General features: G+C 61.6%; 20 protein-coding genes. 18 read left to right on the top strand and 2 right to left on the bottom strand.

Going from position 1 to position 14,653, the window contains the following annotated elements:
* The first annotated feature begins 16 nt into the window (after window positions 1-16).
* From AC05QJ_RS11665 to AC05QJ_RS11605, 13 genes are all read left to right on the top strand, one after another.
* The gene (locus AC05QJ_RS11665; RefSeq protein WP_476747917.1) at window positions 17-592 is read left to right on the top strand and encodes a phage baseplate assembly protein V; all 576 of its coding nucleotides are present in this window, start codon (window positions 17-19) and stop codon (window positions 590-592) included.
* Window positions 589-933: a GPW/gp25 family protein gene (locus AC05QJ_RS11660; protein ID WP_476747000.1), complete on the top strand. Its 345-nt coding sequence runs from the start codon at window positions 589-591 to the stop codon at window positions 931-933. Before AC05QJ_RS11665 ends, AC05QJ_RS11660 begins: the two co-directional genes overlap by 4 nt.
* A complete protein-coding gene (locus AC05QJ_RS11655; RefSeq protein ID WP_476746999.1) occupies window positions 930-1,844 on the top strand; it encodes a baseplate J/gp47 family protein in 915 nt (304 codons plus the stop codon). Before AC05QJ_RS11660 ends, AC05QJ_RS11655 begins: the two co-directional genes overlap by 4 nt.
* Window positions 1,841-2,452, top strand: coding sequence for a phage tail protein I (locus AC05QJ_RS11650; RefSeq protein WP_476746998.1), 612 nt, complete (start codon window positions 1,841-1,843; stop codon window positions 2,450-2,452). Before AC05QJ_RS11655 ends, AC05QJ_RS11650 begins: the two co-directional genes overlap by 4 nt.
* On the top strand, window positions 2,449-3,756 hold the full coding sequence (locus tag AC05QJ_RS11645) for a phage tail protein (RefSeq protein WP_476746997.1): 1,308 nt from the start codon (window positions 2,449-2,451) through the stop codon (window positions 3,754-3,756). Before AC05QJ_RS11650 ends, AC05QJ_RS11645 begins: the two co-directional genes overlap by 4 nt.
* A 9-nt stretch (window positions 3,757-3,765) precedes the next feature.
* Window positions 3,766-4,188 (top strand): phage tail assembly chaperone, encoded by a 423-nt coding sequence (locus AC05QJ_RS11640; RefSeq protein WP_476746996.1) that lies wholly within the window; start codon window positions 3,766-3,768, stop codon window positions 4,186-4,188.
* A gap of 89 nt (window positions 4,189-4,277) precedes the next feature.
* A complete protein-coding gene (locus tag AC05QJ_RS11635; protein WP_476746995.1) occupies window positions 4,278-5,450 on the top strand; it encodes a phage tail sheath protein in 1,173 nt (390 codons plus the stop codon).
* Window positions 5,451-5,465: 15 nt separating this feature from the next.
* The gene (locus AC05QJ_RS11630) at window positions 5,466-5,981 is read left to right on the top strand and encodes a phage major tail tube protein (protein WP_476746994.1); all 516 of its coding nucleotides are present in this window, start codon (window positions 5,466-5,468) and stop codon (window positions 5,979-5,981) included.
* A gap of 15 nt (window positions 5,982-5,996) precedes the next feature.
* Window positions 5,997-6,317 (top strand): phage tail assembly protein, encoded by a 321-nt coding sequence (locus AC05QJ_RS11625; RefSeq protein WP_476746993.1) that lies wholly within the window; start codon window positions 5,997-5,999, stop codon window positions 6,315-6,317.
* Window positions 6,318-6,325: 8 nt separating this feature from the next.
* Window positions 6,326-6,445 carry a GpE family phage tail protein gene (locus AC05QJ_RS11620; RefSeq protein WP_476746992.1) on the top strand — a complete coding sequence of 40 codons (120 nt, stop codon included), beginning with the start codon at window positions 6,326-6,328 and terminating at the stop codon, window positions 6,443-6,445.
* Complete coding sequence (locus tag AC05QJ_RS11615) at window positions 6,435-9,122, top strand: phage tail tape measure protein (RefSeq protein WP_476746991.1); 2,688 nt, start codon at window positions 6,435-6,437, stop codon at window positions 9,120-9,122. The genes AC05QJ_RS11620 and AC05QJ_RS11615 overlap by 11 nt, the downstream gene beginning before the upstream one ends.
* A 6-nt stretch (window positions 9,123-9,128) precedes the next feature.
* Window positions 9,129-9,572, top strand: a complete 444-nt coding sequence (locus AC05QJ_RS11610) for a phage tail protein (protein WP_476746990.1) — start codon at window positions 9,129-9,131, stop codon at window positions 9,570-9,572.
* Window positions 9,569-10,828, top strand: coding sequence for a phage late control D family protein (locus AC05QJ_RS11605; protein WP_476746989.1), 1,260 nt, complete (start codon window positions 9,569-9,571; stop codon window positions 10,826-10,828). Before AC05QJ_RS11610 ends, AC05QJ_RS11605 begins: the two co-directional genes overlap by 4 nt.
* Before the next feature lie 1,218 nt (window positions 10,829-12,046).
* On the opposite strand, the gene AC05QJ_RS11600 is transcribed toward AC05QJ_RS11605, so the two are convergent.
* Together AC05QJ_RS11600 and AC05QJ_RS11595 are read right to left on the bottom strand one after the other, a co-directional pair.
* The gene (locus AC05QJ_RS11600; RefSeq protein ID WP_476746988.1) at window positions 12,047-12,511 is read right to left on the bottom strand and encodes a hypothetical protein; all 465 of its coding nucleotides are present in this window, start codon (window positions 12,509-12,511) and stop codon (window positions 12,047-12,049) included.
* Window positions 12,512-12,549: 38 nt separating this feature from the next.
* Complete coding sequence (locus AC05QJ_RS11595) at window positions 12,550-12,873, bottom strand: helix-turn-helix domain-containing protein (RefSeq protein WP_476746987.1); 324 nt, start codon at window positions 12,871-12,873, stop codon at window positions 12,550-12,552.
* 85 nt (window positions 12,874-12,958) lie between these two features.
* On the opposite strand from AC05QJ_RS11595, the gene AC05QJ_RS11590 reads away from it, so the two are divergent.
* The 5 genes from AC05QJ_RS11590 (at window position 12,959) to AC05QJ_RS11570 (ending at window position 14,643) form a co-directional block, all read left to right on the top strand.
* On the top strand, window positions 12,959-13,168 hold the full coding sequence (locus AC05QJ_RS11590) for a DNA-binding protein (protein ID WP_476747916.1): 210 nt from the start codon (window positions 12,959-12,961) through the stop codon (window positions 13,166-13,168).
* A 29-nt stretch (window positions 13,169-13,197) separates the two neighbouring features.
* The gene (locus AC05QJ_RS11585) at window positions 13,198-13,680 is read left to right on the top strand and encodes a YmfL family putative regulatory protein (RefSeq protein WP_476746986.1); all 483 of its coding nucleotides are present in this window, start codon (window positions 13,198-13,200) and stop codon (window positions 13,678-13,680) included.
* Complete coding sequence (locus tag AC05QJ_RS11580) at window positions 13,677-13,970, top strand: Ogr/Delta-like zinc finger protein (RefSeq protein WP_476746985.1); 294 nt, start codon at window positions 13,677-13,679, stop codon at window positions 13,968-13,970. Before AC05QJ_RS11585 ends, AC05QJ_RS11580 begins: the two co-directional genes overlap by 4 nt.
* Entirely contained in the window at window positions 13,967-14,338 is a 372-nt protein-coding gene (locus tag AC05QJ_RS11575; protein WP_476746984.1) for a hypothetical protein, read from the top strand. Before AC05QJ_RS11580 ends, AC05QJ_RS11575 begins: the two co-directional genes overlap by 4 nt.
* Before the next feature lie 71 nt (window positions 14,339-14,409).
* Entirely contained in the window at window positions 14,410-14,643 is a 234-nt protein-coding gene (locus AC05QJ_RS11570; protein WP_476746983.1) for a hypothetical protein, read from the top strand.
* Window positions 14,644-14,653: the final 10 nt, after the last annotated feature.

Raw genomic sequence — 14,653 nt, 5'->3', positions numbered from 1 at the left:
CGCCACCATCGGCGCCATGAACGACTTCGCCACACTCTCCCGTCTGATCGAAAACCTGATTCGCTTTGGCACCATTGCCGAGGTGCAGCACCAGCCGCCCCGCGTAAAGGTCAGCTCCGGCGGCATCGTGACGACCTGGCTTCCGTGGCTCGCCATCCGAGCTGGTGCCGACACCACCTGGGATCCGCCCACCGCCGGCGAACAGGTTCTGCTGTTCGCACCGAGCGGCCAGCTCGCCAACGCCGTAGCAATCACCGGTCTCTACAGTGACGCGATCCCTGCCAACGGCGACCGTGCCGGCCTGCACCGACGGACCTATCGCGACGGCGCCGTGATCGAGTACGACAGCATTACGCATCACCTCAACGTGACACTGCCGGCCGGCGGTACCACGAACCTGACCAGCACCGGCGGCATCACCATCGACGGCCCCATCACCCACATCGGCGACTACACACAGACCGGCAACCAGACCGTCACAGGCAAGGTCACGGTCAGCCAGGACGTTGTAGCCGCCGGTGTGAGCCTGGTTGCGCACCCGCATTCGGGCGTTCAACCAGGCTCGGGCCAGAGCGGAGCGCCGGTGAAATGAATCGCCAGACCGGCAGCACCCTGACCGAACTTGAGCACATCGCCCAGTCCGTCCAGGACATCCTGACCACGCCCATCGGCACCCGCATTGCCCGGCGTGAATACGGCAGCCTACTGCCTGAGCTGATCGACCAGCCACAGAACGAGGCAACACGACTGCGTCTGTTCGCCGCCACCGCCATGGCCCTGATGAACTGGGAGCCGCGGATCAGCCTGTCCCGCGTGCAACTGTTCATCACCGGCCTGTCAGGCGGGGCCGAGCTGGATATCGAAGGCGTTCTGGTCGACCGCAACAAACCGTTCAACCTCAACATTCCGTTGCAACTGGGGGCCAGCGCATGAACACGTTCACGCCCATCGACTTCGGCCTCCTGCCGGCGCCGGCCGTGGTCGAACAGCTCGACTACGAAGCGATCCTGCTGGAGCGCAAGGCCTACCTCATCAGCCTCTGGCCTGCCGACCAGCAAGCAGAGATCGCTGGCCGGCTCGAACTCGAATCCGAACCGCTGACAAAACTCGTGCAAGAGAACGCCTACCGGGAGATGGTCCTTCGCCAGCGCTGCAACGAAGCGGCCCAGGCCACGATGCTGAGCAGCGCAAAGGGCAGCGATCTGGACCAGATCGCCGCCAACTACAACGTCAAACGTCTGGTGACCCGCCCGGCTGCCCCCAAGGCAATTCCGCCCGTCGCGGAAGAGCTGGAAAGTGACGACAGCCTGCGGGAGCGCGCACAGCTTGCATTCGAGGGCCTGAGCACCGCCGGACCGCGCAATGCCTATATCTTCCACGCCCGCGCTGCTGACGGCCGGGTGGCTGATGCCTCGGCCGTCAGCCCGTCGCCGGCAGTCGCCGTTGTCACCGTCCAGGCCACGGCCGGCGACGGTACCGCCGACGAAACGCTGCAAGCGATTGTCTTCGCCTACCTGAACGATGAAGACCGCCGGCCGGTGGCCGACCGACTGACAGTCCAGGGCGCGCAGATCCTGAACTATCAGGTGAGCGCCAGGCTCTTTCTCAGCACGCCTGGTCCGGAGTCCGAGCCGATCCTTGCCGCCGCCAGGCAGAAGCTGGAGACCTACGTCCACCAGCGCAGGCGCCTCGGCCTGCAGGTGTCACAGTCAGCCATCCACGCGGCACTGCACGTCGAGGGCGTGCGGAAGGTCGAGCTGGACGCCTGGCAGGACATCAACGCGACGCCCGCCCAGGCACCGTACTGCACCGCTATCGACCTGACCGCCGAGGCAGCGTCGTGACCTCCCTTCTGCCAGGCAACGCTACCCAACTGGAACGCCTGGCGGCCGAGGCCCTGGCGCAGATCCAGCGCGTCCCGGTACCGCTGCGCGACCTGGTCAATCCGGACCGCTGCCCACTCGAGCTGTTGCCGTATCTCGCGTGGGCCTTCTCCGTCGATAGGTGGGACAGCAAATGGCCCGAGGCGGCGAAGCGCAGGGCGATCCGGTCAGCGTTCCTGATCCACACCAGGAAAGGGACCATTGGCGCGCTGCGCCGCGTGGTCGAGCCCTTGGGCTACCTGATTGAAGTGGTCGAGTGGTTCGACACCGTCCCGCCCGGCGTCCCAGGCACGTTCGCGCTCAAGATCGGCGTGCTCGACACCGGCATCACCGACGAGATGTACAACGAGCTGACCTGGCTGATCGACGATGCCAAACCACTGACACGCCACCTCACGGGCCTGGCAATCACCCTCGCCAGTTCCGGCTACCTGCGGATCGCCGCGGCGCTGACTGACGGCGAAGAAATCGACGTGTACCCACCGCTTGCGCTGGACATCGTCGTCACCGGCACATTCGGCCACGTCGGACGTGCCCACACCATCGAAACCCTGGACGTTTACCCATGACTGACCAGAACAGCCAGTTCTTCGCGATTCTCACCGCGATCGGCGAAGCCAAACAGGCCAACGCCGACGCACTGGGCGTACCCTGGACCTTTGCCCAGATGGGCGTCGGAGACGCCAACGGTGCAGAGCCAATCCCCGACCGGACCCAAACCCGGCTCATAAACGAGCGGCGCCGTGCGCCCCTCAACCAGGTGAAAGTCGACCCTGGCAACGCCAACATCATCATCGCCGAGCAGGTCATTCCGCCGGACGTAGGCGGCTGGTGGATTCGTGAGATTGGGCTCTACGATGCCGCAGGCGACCTGGTGGCAGTGGCCAACTGCGCGCCGAGCTTCAAGCCACTGCTGAGCCAGGGTACTGGCAAGACACAAGTGGTGCGACTCAACATCATCGTCACCAGCACAGCCAACGTTCAGTTGAAGATTGATCCAGCGGTGGTGCTGGCGACGCGGGAGTACGTTGACTCGACGATCCTGAGCGTCCTGCCGAAGAACAAGGTGGCCGGTACCTATACCAAGGTCACAATCAACGACCGGGGCATCGTCCAGGAGGGCTCGAACCCGACGACTCTGGGCGGTTACGGCATCACTGACGGCGCGCCCAAGAACAGCCCGACTTTTACCGGCACTCCGCAGGCTCCAACGCCGGCGAAGTTCGACAGCTCCAAGTTGATTCCGACGACAGAATTCGTTCGCGCCTCGCTGGGTAGTCTGGCGGGGCGCGTGACCTACAACTCATCAAAAGACCTTTCCGCTGACGACGTGGGCAAGCTGGTGATGCTCAACTATGCGGGAAGCGTCCAGCTCCCGCCGGTAGCGGGGCTGCCCGACGGTGCCGGGGTGACCCTGTTCAACTGGGGTGGATCTAAAATCACCGTGGTGTCGAGCACCGGCACGGTAATGAACACTGGCGGCGGTAACTTCCAGAGTTTTGTGCTTGCCGCTGGTACGTTTGTGACATTCGTCCTTGAACACAGCGCAACATGGATTGCAAAGAGTGGTGACGGCGTGCTGCCGTTCTCTCCAATGTTTGCTAGCTCCCAAGGGGCAGTCAGCAGGTACTACAAGCACCCGAGCGGGATGATTATCCAAGTCGGCCTAGCGTCTGGCTTTGTGAGTGACGGAACATTTGCGACGGCAAACGTGACCCTGCCGGTGACGTTCCCGACCCAAGGCCTGGCGGCTCTTGCCAACAGCGCCGGCGCTGGTGTCTCGTGCGCAACAGGCTTAAGCGAATCCAACCTGACGATCACCAACAGCACCGCCTCGCTTTCCGAGGCTCATTGGATAGCGATCGGATTTTAAGGAGCGGAAATGTTCTACTCACCCACTACGAAAAGTTTCTACTCGCTTGAGATCAACGGCGCGAAGATGCCAAACGACGTCGTCGAGATCAGCGAAGAGCACCACGCTGAGCTGCTCGCCGGCGACGCAGCGGGAATGATCATCATCACTGACGATGCGGGCAAACCAGCGCTTGCCGACCCGCCTCCACCGACGTCCGAAGCCCTGGCAGCGATCGAGCGGATCTGGCGCGACGAGCAATTACAGGCAACAGAGTGGATCGTCAGCAGGCAACGCGACGAACTCGATATGCAGCGACCGACGACACTGACGACCGATCAGTTCGCGCAGCTTCTGCAGTTCCGGCAGCGCCTGCGTGACTGGCCCGCGGCCGGCGCATTCCCGACAGAGGCTGACCGGCCGCAGGCGCCGGACTGGCTCGACAGCTTGTAAAGCTGCGCCCTACAGCCCCGGCCGCTCGCCCGCCACACATACGCGCGGCAGCCTGTGCAGTGTCATCCCACTGCACAGGCACCTCCCCAATGGCCGGCGAATACCACCACGGCGTGCGCGTTGTCGAAATCAACGAAGGCACCCGCCCCATCCGCACCGTTTCTACCGCCATCGTCGGCCTGGTCTGCACTGCAGACGATGCCGATCCGGCAGCTTTTCCACTCGATACCCCGGTTCTGCTGACGAACGTCCAGGCAGCAATCGGCAAGGCCGGAACCTCCGGCACACTGGCCGCGAGCCTGCAGGCGATCGCAGACCAGACCAAACCCGTCACAGTGGTAGTTCGGGTGGCCACCGGCGCCGACGCTGCCGAGACCACCAGCAACCTCATCGGCACGACCACGGCTGACGGCAAGTACACCGGCATGAAAGCGCTGCTGGCTGCGAAAACCCGCCTCAAGGTGACGCCGCGCATCCTCGGCGTGCCTGGCCTGGACAGCCTCCCTGTGGCCACTGCCCTTGTCGCGATTGCCCAACAGTTGCGTGCCTTCGTATACGTCCGTGCGGACGACTGCAAGACCAAGGAAGAGGCCGTGGCCTACCGCGAGAACTTCGGCGCCCGCGAGGTGATGGTCATCTGGCCCGACTTCGAGGCCTGGAGCACCACGACAGACAGTACCGTCACGGCCCCGGCCGTGGCCGTCGCCCTGGGCCTGCGAGCAAAACTCGATCAGGAAGTCGGCTGGCACAAGACCCTGTCAAACATTCCCGTCAACGGCGCGACCGGCATCAGCGCCGACGTGTTCTGGGATCTGCAGAACCCCGCTACAGACGCCGGCTACCTCAACGAGAACGAGGTCACGACACTGATCAACCAGGGCGGCTTCCGCTTCTGGGGCAGCCGCACTTGCACCGACGATCCACTGTTCGCGTTCGAGAACTACACCCGGACCGCGCACGTCCTGGCTGACACGATGGCCGAGGCCCACTTGTGGGCAATCGACAAGCCGATGCACGCCTCGCTGATCCGCGACATCCTCGAAGGCATCAACGCGAAATTCCGCGAGCTGACCGCCAACGGCTACATCATCGGCGGCAGCGCCTGGTACGACGAGACCGCAAACGACGAAACCACGCTCAAGGCCGGCAAGCTGTACATCGACTACGACTACACGCCGGTGCCGCCGCTGGAAGATCTCACACTGCGCCAGCGCATCACCGACCGCTACCTGGCGGACTTCGCCACTCGAATCAACGCCTAACCGGAGCCCGCGCACATGGCCATGCCCCGCAAACTCAAGAACATGAACCTGTTCAACGACGCGAACAGTTACCTGGGCGTCTGCAAGTCGGTCACCCTCCCGGTCCTCGCCCGCAAGATGGAATCCTATCGCGGCGGTGGTATGAACGGTCCGGTCAAGGCAGACCTGGGCTTCTCCGACGACGGCCTCCAGGTGGAATTTACTCTGGGCGGTCTGGACCTGATCAGCTTGCGCCAGTTCGGCGCTACAAGTGCGTCCGGCGTGATGCTGCGCTGGGCCGGCGCATACCAGCAGGACGACACTGGCGAATACACGGCCGTGGAAGTGGTAGTCCGAGGCCGCCACGAGACACTGGACGGCGGCGAGGCAACCCCTGGTGAGGACACCGAGCACAAGGTCACCACCACCTGCAGCTACTACAAGCTGATCGTTGCCGGCGAAACCATCGTCGAGATCGATCTCCTGAACTTCACCGAAACCGTCGACGGCGTCGACATGCTCGCCGAGCAGCGCCGTGCCCTCGGCATCTAACCCATGGAGCCTCTTATGAAAGACACCACCGAAGCCCAGCCTCTCGCCATCCCGGACAACGTCGCGGTGCTCGACACCCCTGTAAAACGCGGTAGCACTGAAATCACCCAGGTCGCCGTTCGCAAGCCCTCGTCTGGCGAACTTCGCGGCCTGCATCTGTCCGAGCTGCTGCAACTGGACGTGGCCAGCCTCATCAAACTGGTCCCACGGATCACCGAGCTGACCGAGCAGGAGGTCGCGAAGCTGGAACCGGCCGACCTGGTCGAGATCGGGACCAAGGTGATCGATTTTTTGGTGCAGAAGCGGACGAAGACGGCCGCATCGCTCGTTGCGTAGAAGACGCCATGGCCGATGTGGCCGTGGTTTTCCACTGGGCGCCGGCCGATATGGACCGGTTCTCGCTGAAAGAACTGATGGACTGGCGCGAGCGGGCGCGGGTCAGGAGTAGCAGCAATGGCCAATGACCTGCGCTTGAGGGTCGTGCTCGATGCGATCAACCGTGCCACCGGCCCCCTGCGCCAGATCAACCAGGGCAGTACGGAAACTGCCCAGTCCCTCAAGGCCGCACGCGAGCGGCTGAAAGAACTGAACGGCCAGCAGCGCGACGTCACCGGCTGGCGGCAGCAGCACGCGCAGGCGCGTGAAACCTCGAAGGCCTTGGAGGAAGCCCGAGCGAAGGTCCGGCAGATGGGCCAGCAGATGTCGGCCACCTCCAACCCCACCAAGCAGATGAACGCCGAGTTTCAGGCGGCGATCCGGGCAACCAACGATCTGAAGCGAAAGCAGCAGGAGGAGCAAGAGGCTCTCCGCGGCTTGCAGCGCCGGCTCAGTGACGCCGGCATCAACACCCGCCAGCTCAACCAGCACGCCGGCTTGCTTCGACGGGAGTTCGCCCGGACGAACCAGGTCATCGCCGAACAGGAGGATCGACTCAAGCGCCTGGCCGCGACCCAGCGCCGCGCCGCCGAGGCAAAGGCCAAGCTGGAGAAGGCCCAGGCGCGAACAGGCAACATGGCCACCACTGGCGCTGCAGGCGTCGCCACCGCCGCCGGCATGGCCATGACCGGCGCCAGTCTTGTCGCACCGCAGGTCGAGGTCGCGCACCAGGGCTCGATGATCGCAGCCCAGAACGGAGAATCCGGGGCCCGTGCTGAACAGTACAACGCGCTGATTCGCGGCATGCGTACCGACGGCGTGAGCACCGATATCGGCGAGATCTCCACGGCTATTGGCGCCGCAAAGAGCACGCTGTCCGCGCTCGGCCCTGTAGCCGACAAGGAACTCGACTCCGCCGCCCGGAAGGCCCTGGACTTGTCCAAGGTCATGGGAATCGACGTCACAGAGGCCATGCAGACCGTCGGCATCATGATGCAGAACGGCCTGGCCAAGGACAGCACCGAGGCCTTCGACCTGCTGACAGCCGGCCTGCAGAAGATCCCCCAACAGATGCGCGGCGAGATCCCCGAGATCCTGCACGAATACTCGACCCACTTTCGTGGAATGGGTTTCAGCGGCGCCGAGGCGATGAACCTGCTGGTGGAGCAGTCGAAACAGGGCAAGTTCGCCCTGGACAAGACTGGCGACGCGATCAAGGAATTCTCGATCCGTGGCTCAGACCTGTCGAAGGCTAGCCGGGAGGCCTACGCCTCGATCGGCCTGAACGCCGAGAAGATGTCGTCGGCGATCGCCAAGGGCGGACCTGGTGCACGCGACGCGATTCTCAAGACCGCCACGGCGCTGCAGCGCATCAAGGACCCGGCAGAGCGCGCCAACGCAGCAATTGCGCTGTTCGGCACCCCGGTGGAAGACCTGTCGGTTGACCAGATCCCGGCGTTCCTGGAGAAGCTGAACGGGGGCACCAAAGCCCTGGGCGACTTCGGCGGCGCCGCCGGCAAGATGGGTAACGCGCTGCGGGACAACCTGGCTGGAGACCTCGACAAGCTCACCGGCACCTGGGCCGGATTGATCGGGTCTCTGATGGACGGGGAAAACGGCGCCTTGCGTGACCTGGTGCAGCAAGTGACCGCTGTCCTGGGCTCGGTCCGCGAGTGGATCGCCGCCAACCCGGAGCTGGCCTCGAAGATCGCCAAGGGCGCAGCGGCCGTCGCGGTACTAATTGGCGGCATGGGCGCTCTGACCGTCGCACTGGCCAGCGTGCTCGGCCCATTCGCCCTGGTGCGCTACGGCATGACGATGTTCGGAGTACAGAGCGCCGGCATCGCCCCCGTCCTGGGCAAGCTGGCCAGCGTCCTCAAAGGCGGACTCCTGACAGCGATACGCGTGGTCAGCATCGCGTTGTGGGGCCTAGCGACAAACCCGGTGGCCTTGGCGATCGCCGGCGTTGTGGCGGCATTGGCAGGCGCGGCTTACCTGATCTACCAGAACTGGGATGCAGTGAAGGCTTACTTCAGCGCGGCCTGGAACGAGATCCGCGCAGGCTTTGGCAGCGGCATCGGCGGCATTCTCACCGTGCTGGCCAACTTCAGCCCCCTTGGCCTGATCTACCAAGCATTCGCCGGCGTGCTGAACTACCTGGGGCTTGACCTCCCCACGCGCTTCACCGAGTTCGGCAACATGATCGTCAACGGCCTGGTCAATGGCCTGACCGCCGGACTCGGCCAGATCAAGGACGCGATCAGCACCCTCGGCGAGTCGACCATCGGCTGGTTCAAGGAAAAGCTGGGCATCCATAGCCCGTCGCGTGTGTTTGCCGAGCTGGGAGGATTCACCACCGAAGGTCTCGCTCAGGGCCTCGATGCCGGAGCAAAGCTGCCGCTCGACGCAATGAACCGCATCAGCCAGCAACTGACGGCCACCGGAATCGATATCAAGCCGCCGGTACCGGCCCTGGCCCAGGGCTCGCCAGTCCGTGCCGCTGCCGACCTGGTCGGAGCCCAGCGACAAGGCAATCGGCCCGGAATGGCCCTGACTGCCGCCTCGGCCGTGGCGATCGACGACCGTCCGCCGATCGCTACTGCGCCGGCTGCGAGTTACGACAGCCACGACGTGATCAACATCAATATCCAGCCGACTCCCGGCATGGACCCGCAAGCAATCGCCCGCGCCGTCCGCGCCGAGCTGGACCGACTCGAGCGCGAGAAGTCCGCCCGCCAGCGCAGCCGCCTTTCCGATTCTGAGTAACCCGCCATGATGCTCGCCCTCGGCATGTTCGTTTTCAGCCTCAGTACCCTTGCCTACCAGGAGCTGCAGCGCCAGACCAACTGGCGCCACTCCTCGAGCAATCGGGTCAATGCACAGCCGGCGCTGCAATACACCGGCCGCGGCGACGAGACCATCACATTGCCGGGCATCCTGCTGCCCGAACTGGCCGGCAACGTGATCAGCCTCGACGAGCTGCGGGCAATGGGCAACAACGGGAAGGCCTGGCCGCTGGTGGAAGGCACTGGCAAGGTCTACGGCCTGTTCGTGATCGAGAACTTGAGCGAGACCCAATCGGTGTTCTTCCAAGACGGCACCCCACGCCGGATCGAATTCAACCTGGCCCTCAAACGCGTCGACGACGGCCGTGTCGACCTGGTCGGCGCCCGCGATCGCAGCAACTCGAACATTCTCAGGACGCTGATTCGATGACCACCGAACAAGAGCAATACGCGGCCTATCTACGCGACGTGCGCGAGAGCCTGCGCCGTGACGGCAACTACGCGGTACCGGGCTTTCGTCTGACGGTTGACGGGAAAGACATCGCCCGCATGGTCGCGCCACGGCTGATCAGCCTGCAGCTCACCGACAACCGGGGGATCGAGGCCGACCAGCTCAGCATTTCACTGAGCGACCACGACGGCCTACTGGCCATCCCACCTAAGGGCGCCACGATCCGGCTTTGGCTGGGCTGGAGCGACACCGGCCTCGTCGACAAGGGCACATACACCGTGGACGAGACGGAGCACAGCGGCGCGCCGGACGTGCTCAGCATCCGCGCCCGGTCAGCGGACCTGCGCGGCGGGCTCAAGACCAAGCGCGAGCGCAGTTGGGACGGGACAACTCTGGGAAAGGTGCTGGCCGATATCGCCGCCGGCAACGGACTCAGGAGCAGCATATCGCCCGCCCTGCAAGAGCAGGCGATCAAGCACCTGGACCAAGCCAACGAGTCAGACGCGAACCTGATAACGCGCCTGGGCAAGACCTACGACGCGGTGATCAGCGTCAAATCAGGGAGCCTGATCGGCCTGCCGGCCGGCGGCGGCAAGACGGCCAGCGGAAAGGCCCTGCCCCACATCACCCTCACCCGCCAGGACGGAGATGGCCACCGCTTCCTGCAGGCGGATCGGGACAGCTTCGACGGGGTCAAGGCCTACTACTACGACGTCGGCAGCACGAAGAAACAGGAGGCGATCGCCGGCGGCGGAGACAAGTTGAAGGATCTGCGGCACACGTACAGCGATCGGGAGTCAGCGCTGCGTGCTGCTCGATCGGAACTGAACCGGCTGCAGCGCGGGAGTGCGACCCTGAGCTACAACTTGGCCAAGGGGCGCCCGGATCTGATCCCTGAGTTGACTTACACGTTGCGGGGCATCAAGGCGGAGATCAGCTCGATCATCTGGTATGGGGGGAATGTGGTGCACAGCCTGACGGCAGATGCTGGCTATACGATGAGCCTGGAGCTGGAGAGCAAGCTGCCAGAGGACAGTGTCGACGGCCTGTATGAGGAATCAAAGGATGGCATATTCACTGGCGTAGTGGCGTTCTACAGGATCCCGGAAACCAATCAAGAAGGCTCAGTAGTTGTAGGCGATGCGACCAAACTGAAGCGAATCAATCGCGTCTACGACAGTCAGGAGACTGCCTACAAGGCCGCTACCCAAGCATGGAATAAATTGCAAAAATAGACCAACAAAGGCAGCATCTTTCAACAGGGCGCAACGCTTTTCAGGCCACCCTACTACTAAACTTTAAAATCGAGAATCACACCGACATTTGCGAGAAATCCAGATGCTGCTAGGGAAGAGCTGCAAATCGAGACATCACATAAAAAATGGTACTCTCAGGCTAGGAACGCTGCATAGTTATCGAACTATCGAAAACCTTGCGCTACGAGATGAGCACGAGGGACTTCTCACATTCCATTTGAACTTTCATGGCCGCGCTCGTGTTCCGACCATATGGTTTAACACGATAAATGGCCCTGGAATTTTAGTCGGCCACGGGAAATATCTGAAATTCCCCGGCCGCTTTATTTCATCAATCGACACTATTAATTATGGTAACGCGACTGATGAATCGTTAGATCTATATGAAGCAAGAGCCACGATTGTAAGGGAGTCACCAAACACCTTTATTTTCTGCATGTCTCAAATCCAAGCCCCTCTTGACTGCCATGGAATGTTTGAGGGCTGCGACGATTACTGGTATATAAAAAAGGAGAACATAGATAATTTCGCAAAGGCCATCGGCATAGCTTTATACGATCACATCCAAAATGAGCATGCTCGGGGCAACTACATTATCCCCAAGGACTCTGACTTACGACATCTTGGCATCTATTCTGAACATATCGGAGTCAGATACAAAAGCCGTGACCTTCACGTCCATAACGACGCACTTATAACTCTGGAAGAATTTACAGAGACAATGCGCGAAACTTCATTTACAAAGCCAGACTCATTTTCACACGAATGTGAATACCGCTTCAAGCTCACACCATTGATTAAAAGGGTACCAGTAACCCCAATAGTCGACAGCGTAATTCTGGACTCCCGATCGCTACTAAAATACATATACTGGCTATAGGTAAGTCATAACCACACAGCATCTATGAGAACCCCAGTCATCACTGGGGTTCCTGCTGCTATCGCTGATCAGACTGTTCGAACGCCTCAAGAATAATCATTACACTACGTTTTTGATTTTTAGTGCGCCTGCGATATAGCCAAATTAGGCGCACCAGTTCCTTTAAATTAGCGTAGTTGCGCTCCAGCATACGATACTCCCTTACCGAGCGCTCGGCGCCATCATGGCTCCGGACTAAACGCTCGGGGAGTCACCTATTCTCTGCATAATTCTGCGTGCCACCCGCATAAAAATTTTAATCTGCATTCACTCCATGCTTACTTCACGAAGCGTTTAACAAAGTCTGCCCTTGACTCTTTGGTGTCGTACCGTTGGATAAAATCGGTGCGCCAAGCATTCGGATCACCATTGATGGCTGCAAGATCGACACCGTAGTATTTCTCGATATCGGCCCGTGAGATATCCAGCACCTGGACGGTGCCGTCATTCGGTATTTTCATGGTCAAGCGCTTGAGGCTCGGAACGTCCCGGAACAGACGTGCTGATTCGATGGCGAACACCTTGTTGGCCTTGTCACCAGCCTCGAAGTAATCAGGCATACGCTCAGGTACTTTGAACGCGATCTCGCCACTGGCTCCTGACTCATGCACCGCCTCGATAACCGAAGGCGAGAAAACCCGCTCGACCTTCTCGCGAAAATCAGCCGCCCAGGTGCCGCCGGCAACGAGCAGCAACGCCCCCACGGCGAGGATTTTTCTCACAACCACTTCGATTGTCTTCATGCCTATCACTCCCTGTTATCGCAGCCTTAGGCTGCCGGTTATCCCTTAAATGTGGCCAGTGCTTCGCTGACGCTGTCCAGCGTGGCCTTCCCTTCAGGTGCCATCTGCCGGTAGCGACTCACAAGCCGAACCTCCTCAGCGTTGAACCCATCGGCGGCCGCCGGCGTTCGGTGTCCTGTCACAACGTACAGCACATCAACGCCCCTTCCCGCGACCGCAGCAAGGTACTCAGCGTCTGGACTGCGCTCACCTTTTTCGTAATTGAACTGTGAAGTCTTCGCCACTCCAGCGATCGCGGCAAAGTCGGCTTGGTTGTAGCCCAAACGGGCGCGCTCTTCTCTCAGCCTTTCGCCGATATTCAACAAAACGGAACCCCACCTATTGACGATTCAACAAACGTTGAATAATCTGAGCCTGCTATCACACGAAACCACACGAAACGAAACTATGCCGAACACATACCCCACCGAGCAAGCATGCCAACGAGCTCGCGCCCGCTTGGCACAACAAGGAATCTCGGCAAAAGACTGGGCTCTGCAACACGGCCTCACCCCCTCCACTGTGTATGCAGTTCTGAACGGCCAGAAAAAGTGTCTGCGTGGCGAATCCCATCGGGCAGCAGTGCTGCTCGGAATCAAGCAGACCGAAGCAAGCTAAGCCCCCTGGCTCAAGGAGGAAACCAGAACATGAAACGTCCCGTTCTAGAGACCCTACGCCAGGTTGTGAGCGCCGTGGTATGCGCCTATCCCGGTGGCCGCGAGTGTGCCGCCCCTCGGCTGGGTTATGAGCTGAAGCAATTCGACAACCGCGTCTATGAGAACGCTGGCAGCCGGCCGCTGGCTTACGACCAGATCCACCTGCTGGAAACGGACGCCGGCACCACGCATCTGCCCGAGTTCATCGCGAAGATGTACGGCGGCATGTTTGTTCCACTGGTGAAGCCAGAGGACCTGGACAACGTCGAGCTTTACCGGCGCTCGGTGAAGACCGACGCCAAGCGCGGCATCGTCGACCAGATCATCGCCAAGTCGCTGGAAGACGGCGTAATCGAGCAGGCCGAAGCGCAGATCATCATGGAGGCGCACACCAGGTACATGGCGGCGCGCACCGCCGAGATCACCGCGACCATCCAGCTACACAGCCCACCTGCCGAAGGGGGCAACCAGTGAGCACCTACAAACTTGTCTGCCCGCACTGCAACAGCAAGATGCGCATCCGCACCAGTGAGGGACGCCACATCTTCCTGCGAACCGCGTACCTGCAGTGCGCGAACGAGGCCTGCGGCTGGGCCGTGCGTGCCTTGTTCGAAATGACTCACGAAATGAGCCCCAGCGGCATGCCGAACCCCACTGTCAAGCTGCCGGTGGCGCCGATCGCCATGCGACGCCAGGCGATGAAGTCGGCCGACGATCAACCCGATTTGCTGGATCAACTGGAAATGGAGGTCGTACCCGTATGAACGTCGCACTCACCGAGAACCCCGCCACCGACTACCGCGCTGCCATGCAGGAAGCCGCCGTCGCGTTTCTGCTGCGCCATCGCGGCGAACACCTCACCGGGGATCACCAGGTGTTGGAAAACTGCCAGCGCTACCTGAGCCAGTCGCTCGAAGTGCCATCCCACCTGGTGCAACGGATCGCCGAGCTGGCGGTCGGCCAATTCGAAGGCATGACCAGCAAGCGGCTGACGCTGCTGGGCGTTCATCCCGCCAGCGGCGCCTTCCGGCCCACGCTGTTGTTCCTGGATACGCGAACACAACAGCGGTACCCGGTGCCGGCGCGCTTCCTGCCCGCCCGCCTGCAGACCTCTCGCAACACCCCGAAGTAACCCGAATCTCCCCCTGAGCCATGCCTGCATTCGCGTGGGTAAGGGGAAACTGCACTCAATTGGTGGCCGACATGACCAACATCACCATTCAACTGGACCTCAACCAGGAGCAGGCGAAGCACTACCTGCAGTGGCTCGACAGCCAGTACAAAAGCACCATGGCCGACGTCTGGTACTCCGACCGCTATCGGAATGTGCCAAGCGGAGAACGGGGCCCGCAGGTGATGCGGGACGTGCCGCATTTGGCCGGGATCACCCGGACACGACGCGAGCTGGAGAAGCGTCTGGCGGAGCGCGACCAGTGAACCGCAAGCC

The organism is Pseudomonas sp. TUM25319 (assembly GCF_056388475.1).
Note: the sequence above shows the minus strand (reverse complement) of the source record. Positions and strands in the feature narration are given on the sequence as shown.

What these genes read in the sequence shown, in the direction of transcription:
- AC05QJ_RS11625 (WP_476746993.1), top strand. Translation starts at nt 5,997, where the DNA reads ATGAAAGACACCACCGAAGCCCAGCCTCTCGCCATCCCGGACAACGTC.
- AC05QJ_RS11575 (WP_476746984.1), top strand. Translation starts at nt 13,967, where the DNA reads ATGAACGTCGCACTCACCGAGAACCCCGCCACCGACTACCGCGCTGCC.
- AC05QJ_RS11590 (WP_476747916.1), top strand. Translation starts at nt 12,959, where the DNA reads ATGCCGAACACATACCCCACCGAGCAAGCATGCCAACGAGCTCGCGCC.
- AC05QJ_RS11660 (WP_476747000.1), top strand. Translation starts at nt 589, where the DNA reads ATGAATCGCCAGACCGGCAGCACCCTGACCGAACTTGAGCACATCGCC.
- AC05QJ_RS11665 (WP_476747917.1), top strand. Translation starts at nt 17, where the DNA reads ATGAACGACTTCGCCACACTCTCCCGTCTGATCGAAAACCTGATTCGC.
- AC05QJ_RS11655 (WP_476746999.1), top strand. Translation starts at nt 930, where the DNA reads ATGAACACGTTCACGCCCATCGACTTCGGCCTCCTGCCGGCGCCGGCC.
- AC05QJ_RS11640 (WP_476746996.1), top strand. Translation starts at nt 3,766, where the DNA reads ATGTTCTACTCACCCACTACGAAAAGTTTCTACTCGCTTGAGATCAAC.
- AC05QJ_RS11610 (WP_476746990.1), top strand. Translation starts at nt 9,129, where the DNA reads ATGATGCTCGCCCTCGGCATGTTCGTTTTCAGCCTCAGTACCCTTGCC.
- AC05QJ_RS11600 (WP_476746988.1), bottom strand. Translation starts at nt 12,511, where the DNA reads ATGAAGACAATCGAAGTGGTTGTGAGAAAAATCCTCGCCGTGGGGGCG.
- AC05QJ_RS11635 (WP_476746995.1), top strand. Translation starts at nt 4,278, where the DNA reads ATGGCCGGCGAATACCACCACGGCGTGCGCGTTGTCGAAATCAACGAA.
- AC05QJ_RS11570 (WP_476746983.1), top strand. Translation starts at nt 14,410, where the DNA reads ATGACCAACATCACCATTCAACTGGACCTCAACCAGGAGCAGGCGAAG.
- AC05QJ_RS11645 (WP_476746997.1), top strand. Translation starts at nt 2,449, where the DNA reads ATGACTGACCAGAACAGCCAGTTCTTCGCGATTCTCACCGCGATCGGC.
- AC05QJ_RS11605 (WP_476746989.1), top strand. Translation starts at nt 9,569, where the DNA reads ATGACCACCGAACAAGAGCAATACGCGGCCTATCTACGCGACGTGCGC.
- AC05QJ_RS11620 (WP_476746992.1), top strand. Translation starts at nt 6,326, where the DNA reads ATGGCCGATGTGGCCGTGGTTTTCCACTGGGCGCCGGCCGATATGGAC.
- AC05QJ_RS11630 (WP_476746994.1), top strand. Translation starts at nt 5,466, where the DNA reads ATGGCCATGCCCCGCAAACTCAAGAACATGAACCTGTTCAACGACGCG.
- AC05QJ_RS11585 (WP_476746986.1), top strand. Translation starts at nt 13,198, where the DNA reads ATGAAACGTCCCGTTCTAGAGACCCTACGCCAGGTTGTGAGCGCCGTG.
- AC05QJ_RS11615 (WP_476746991.1), top strand. Translation starts at nt 6,435, where the DNA reads ATGGCCAATGACCTGCGCTTGAGGGTCGTGCTCGATGCGATCAACCGT.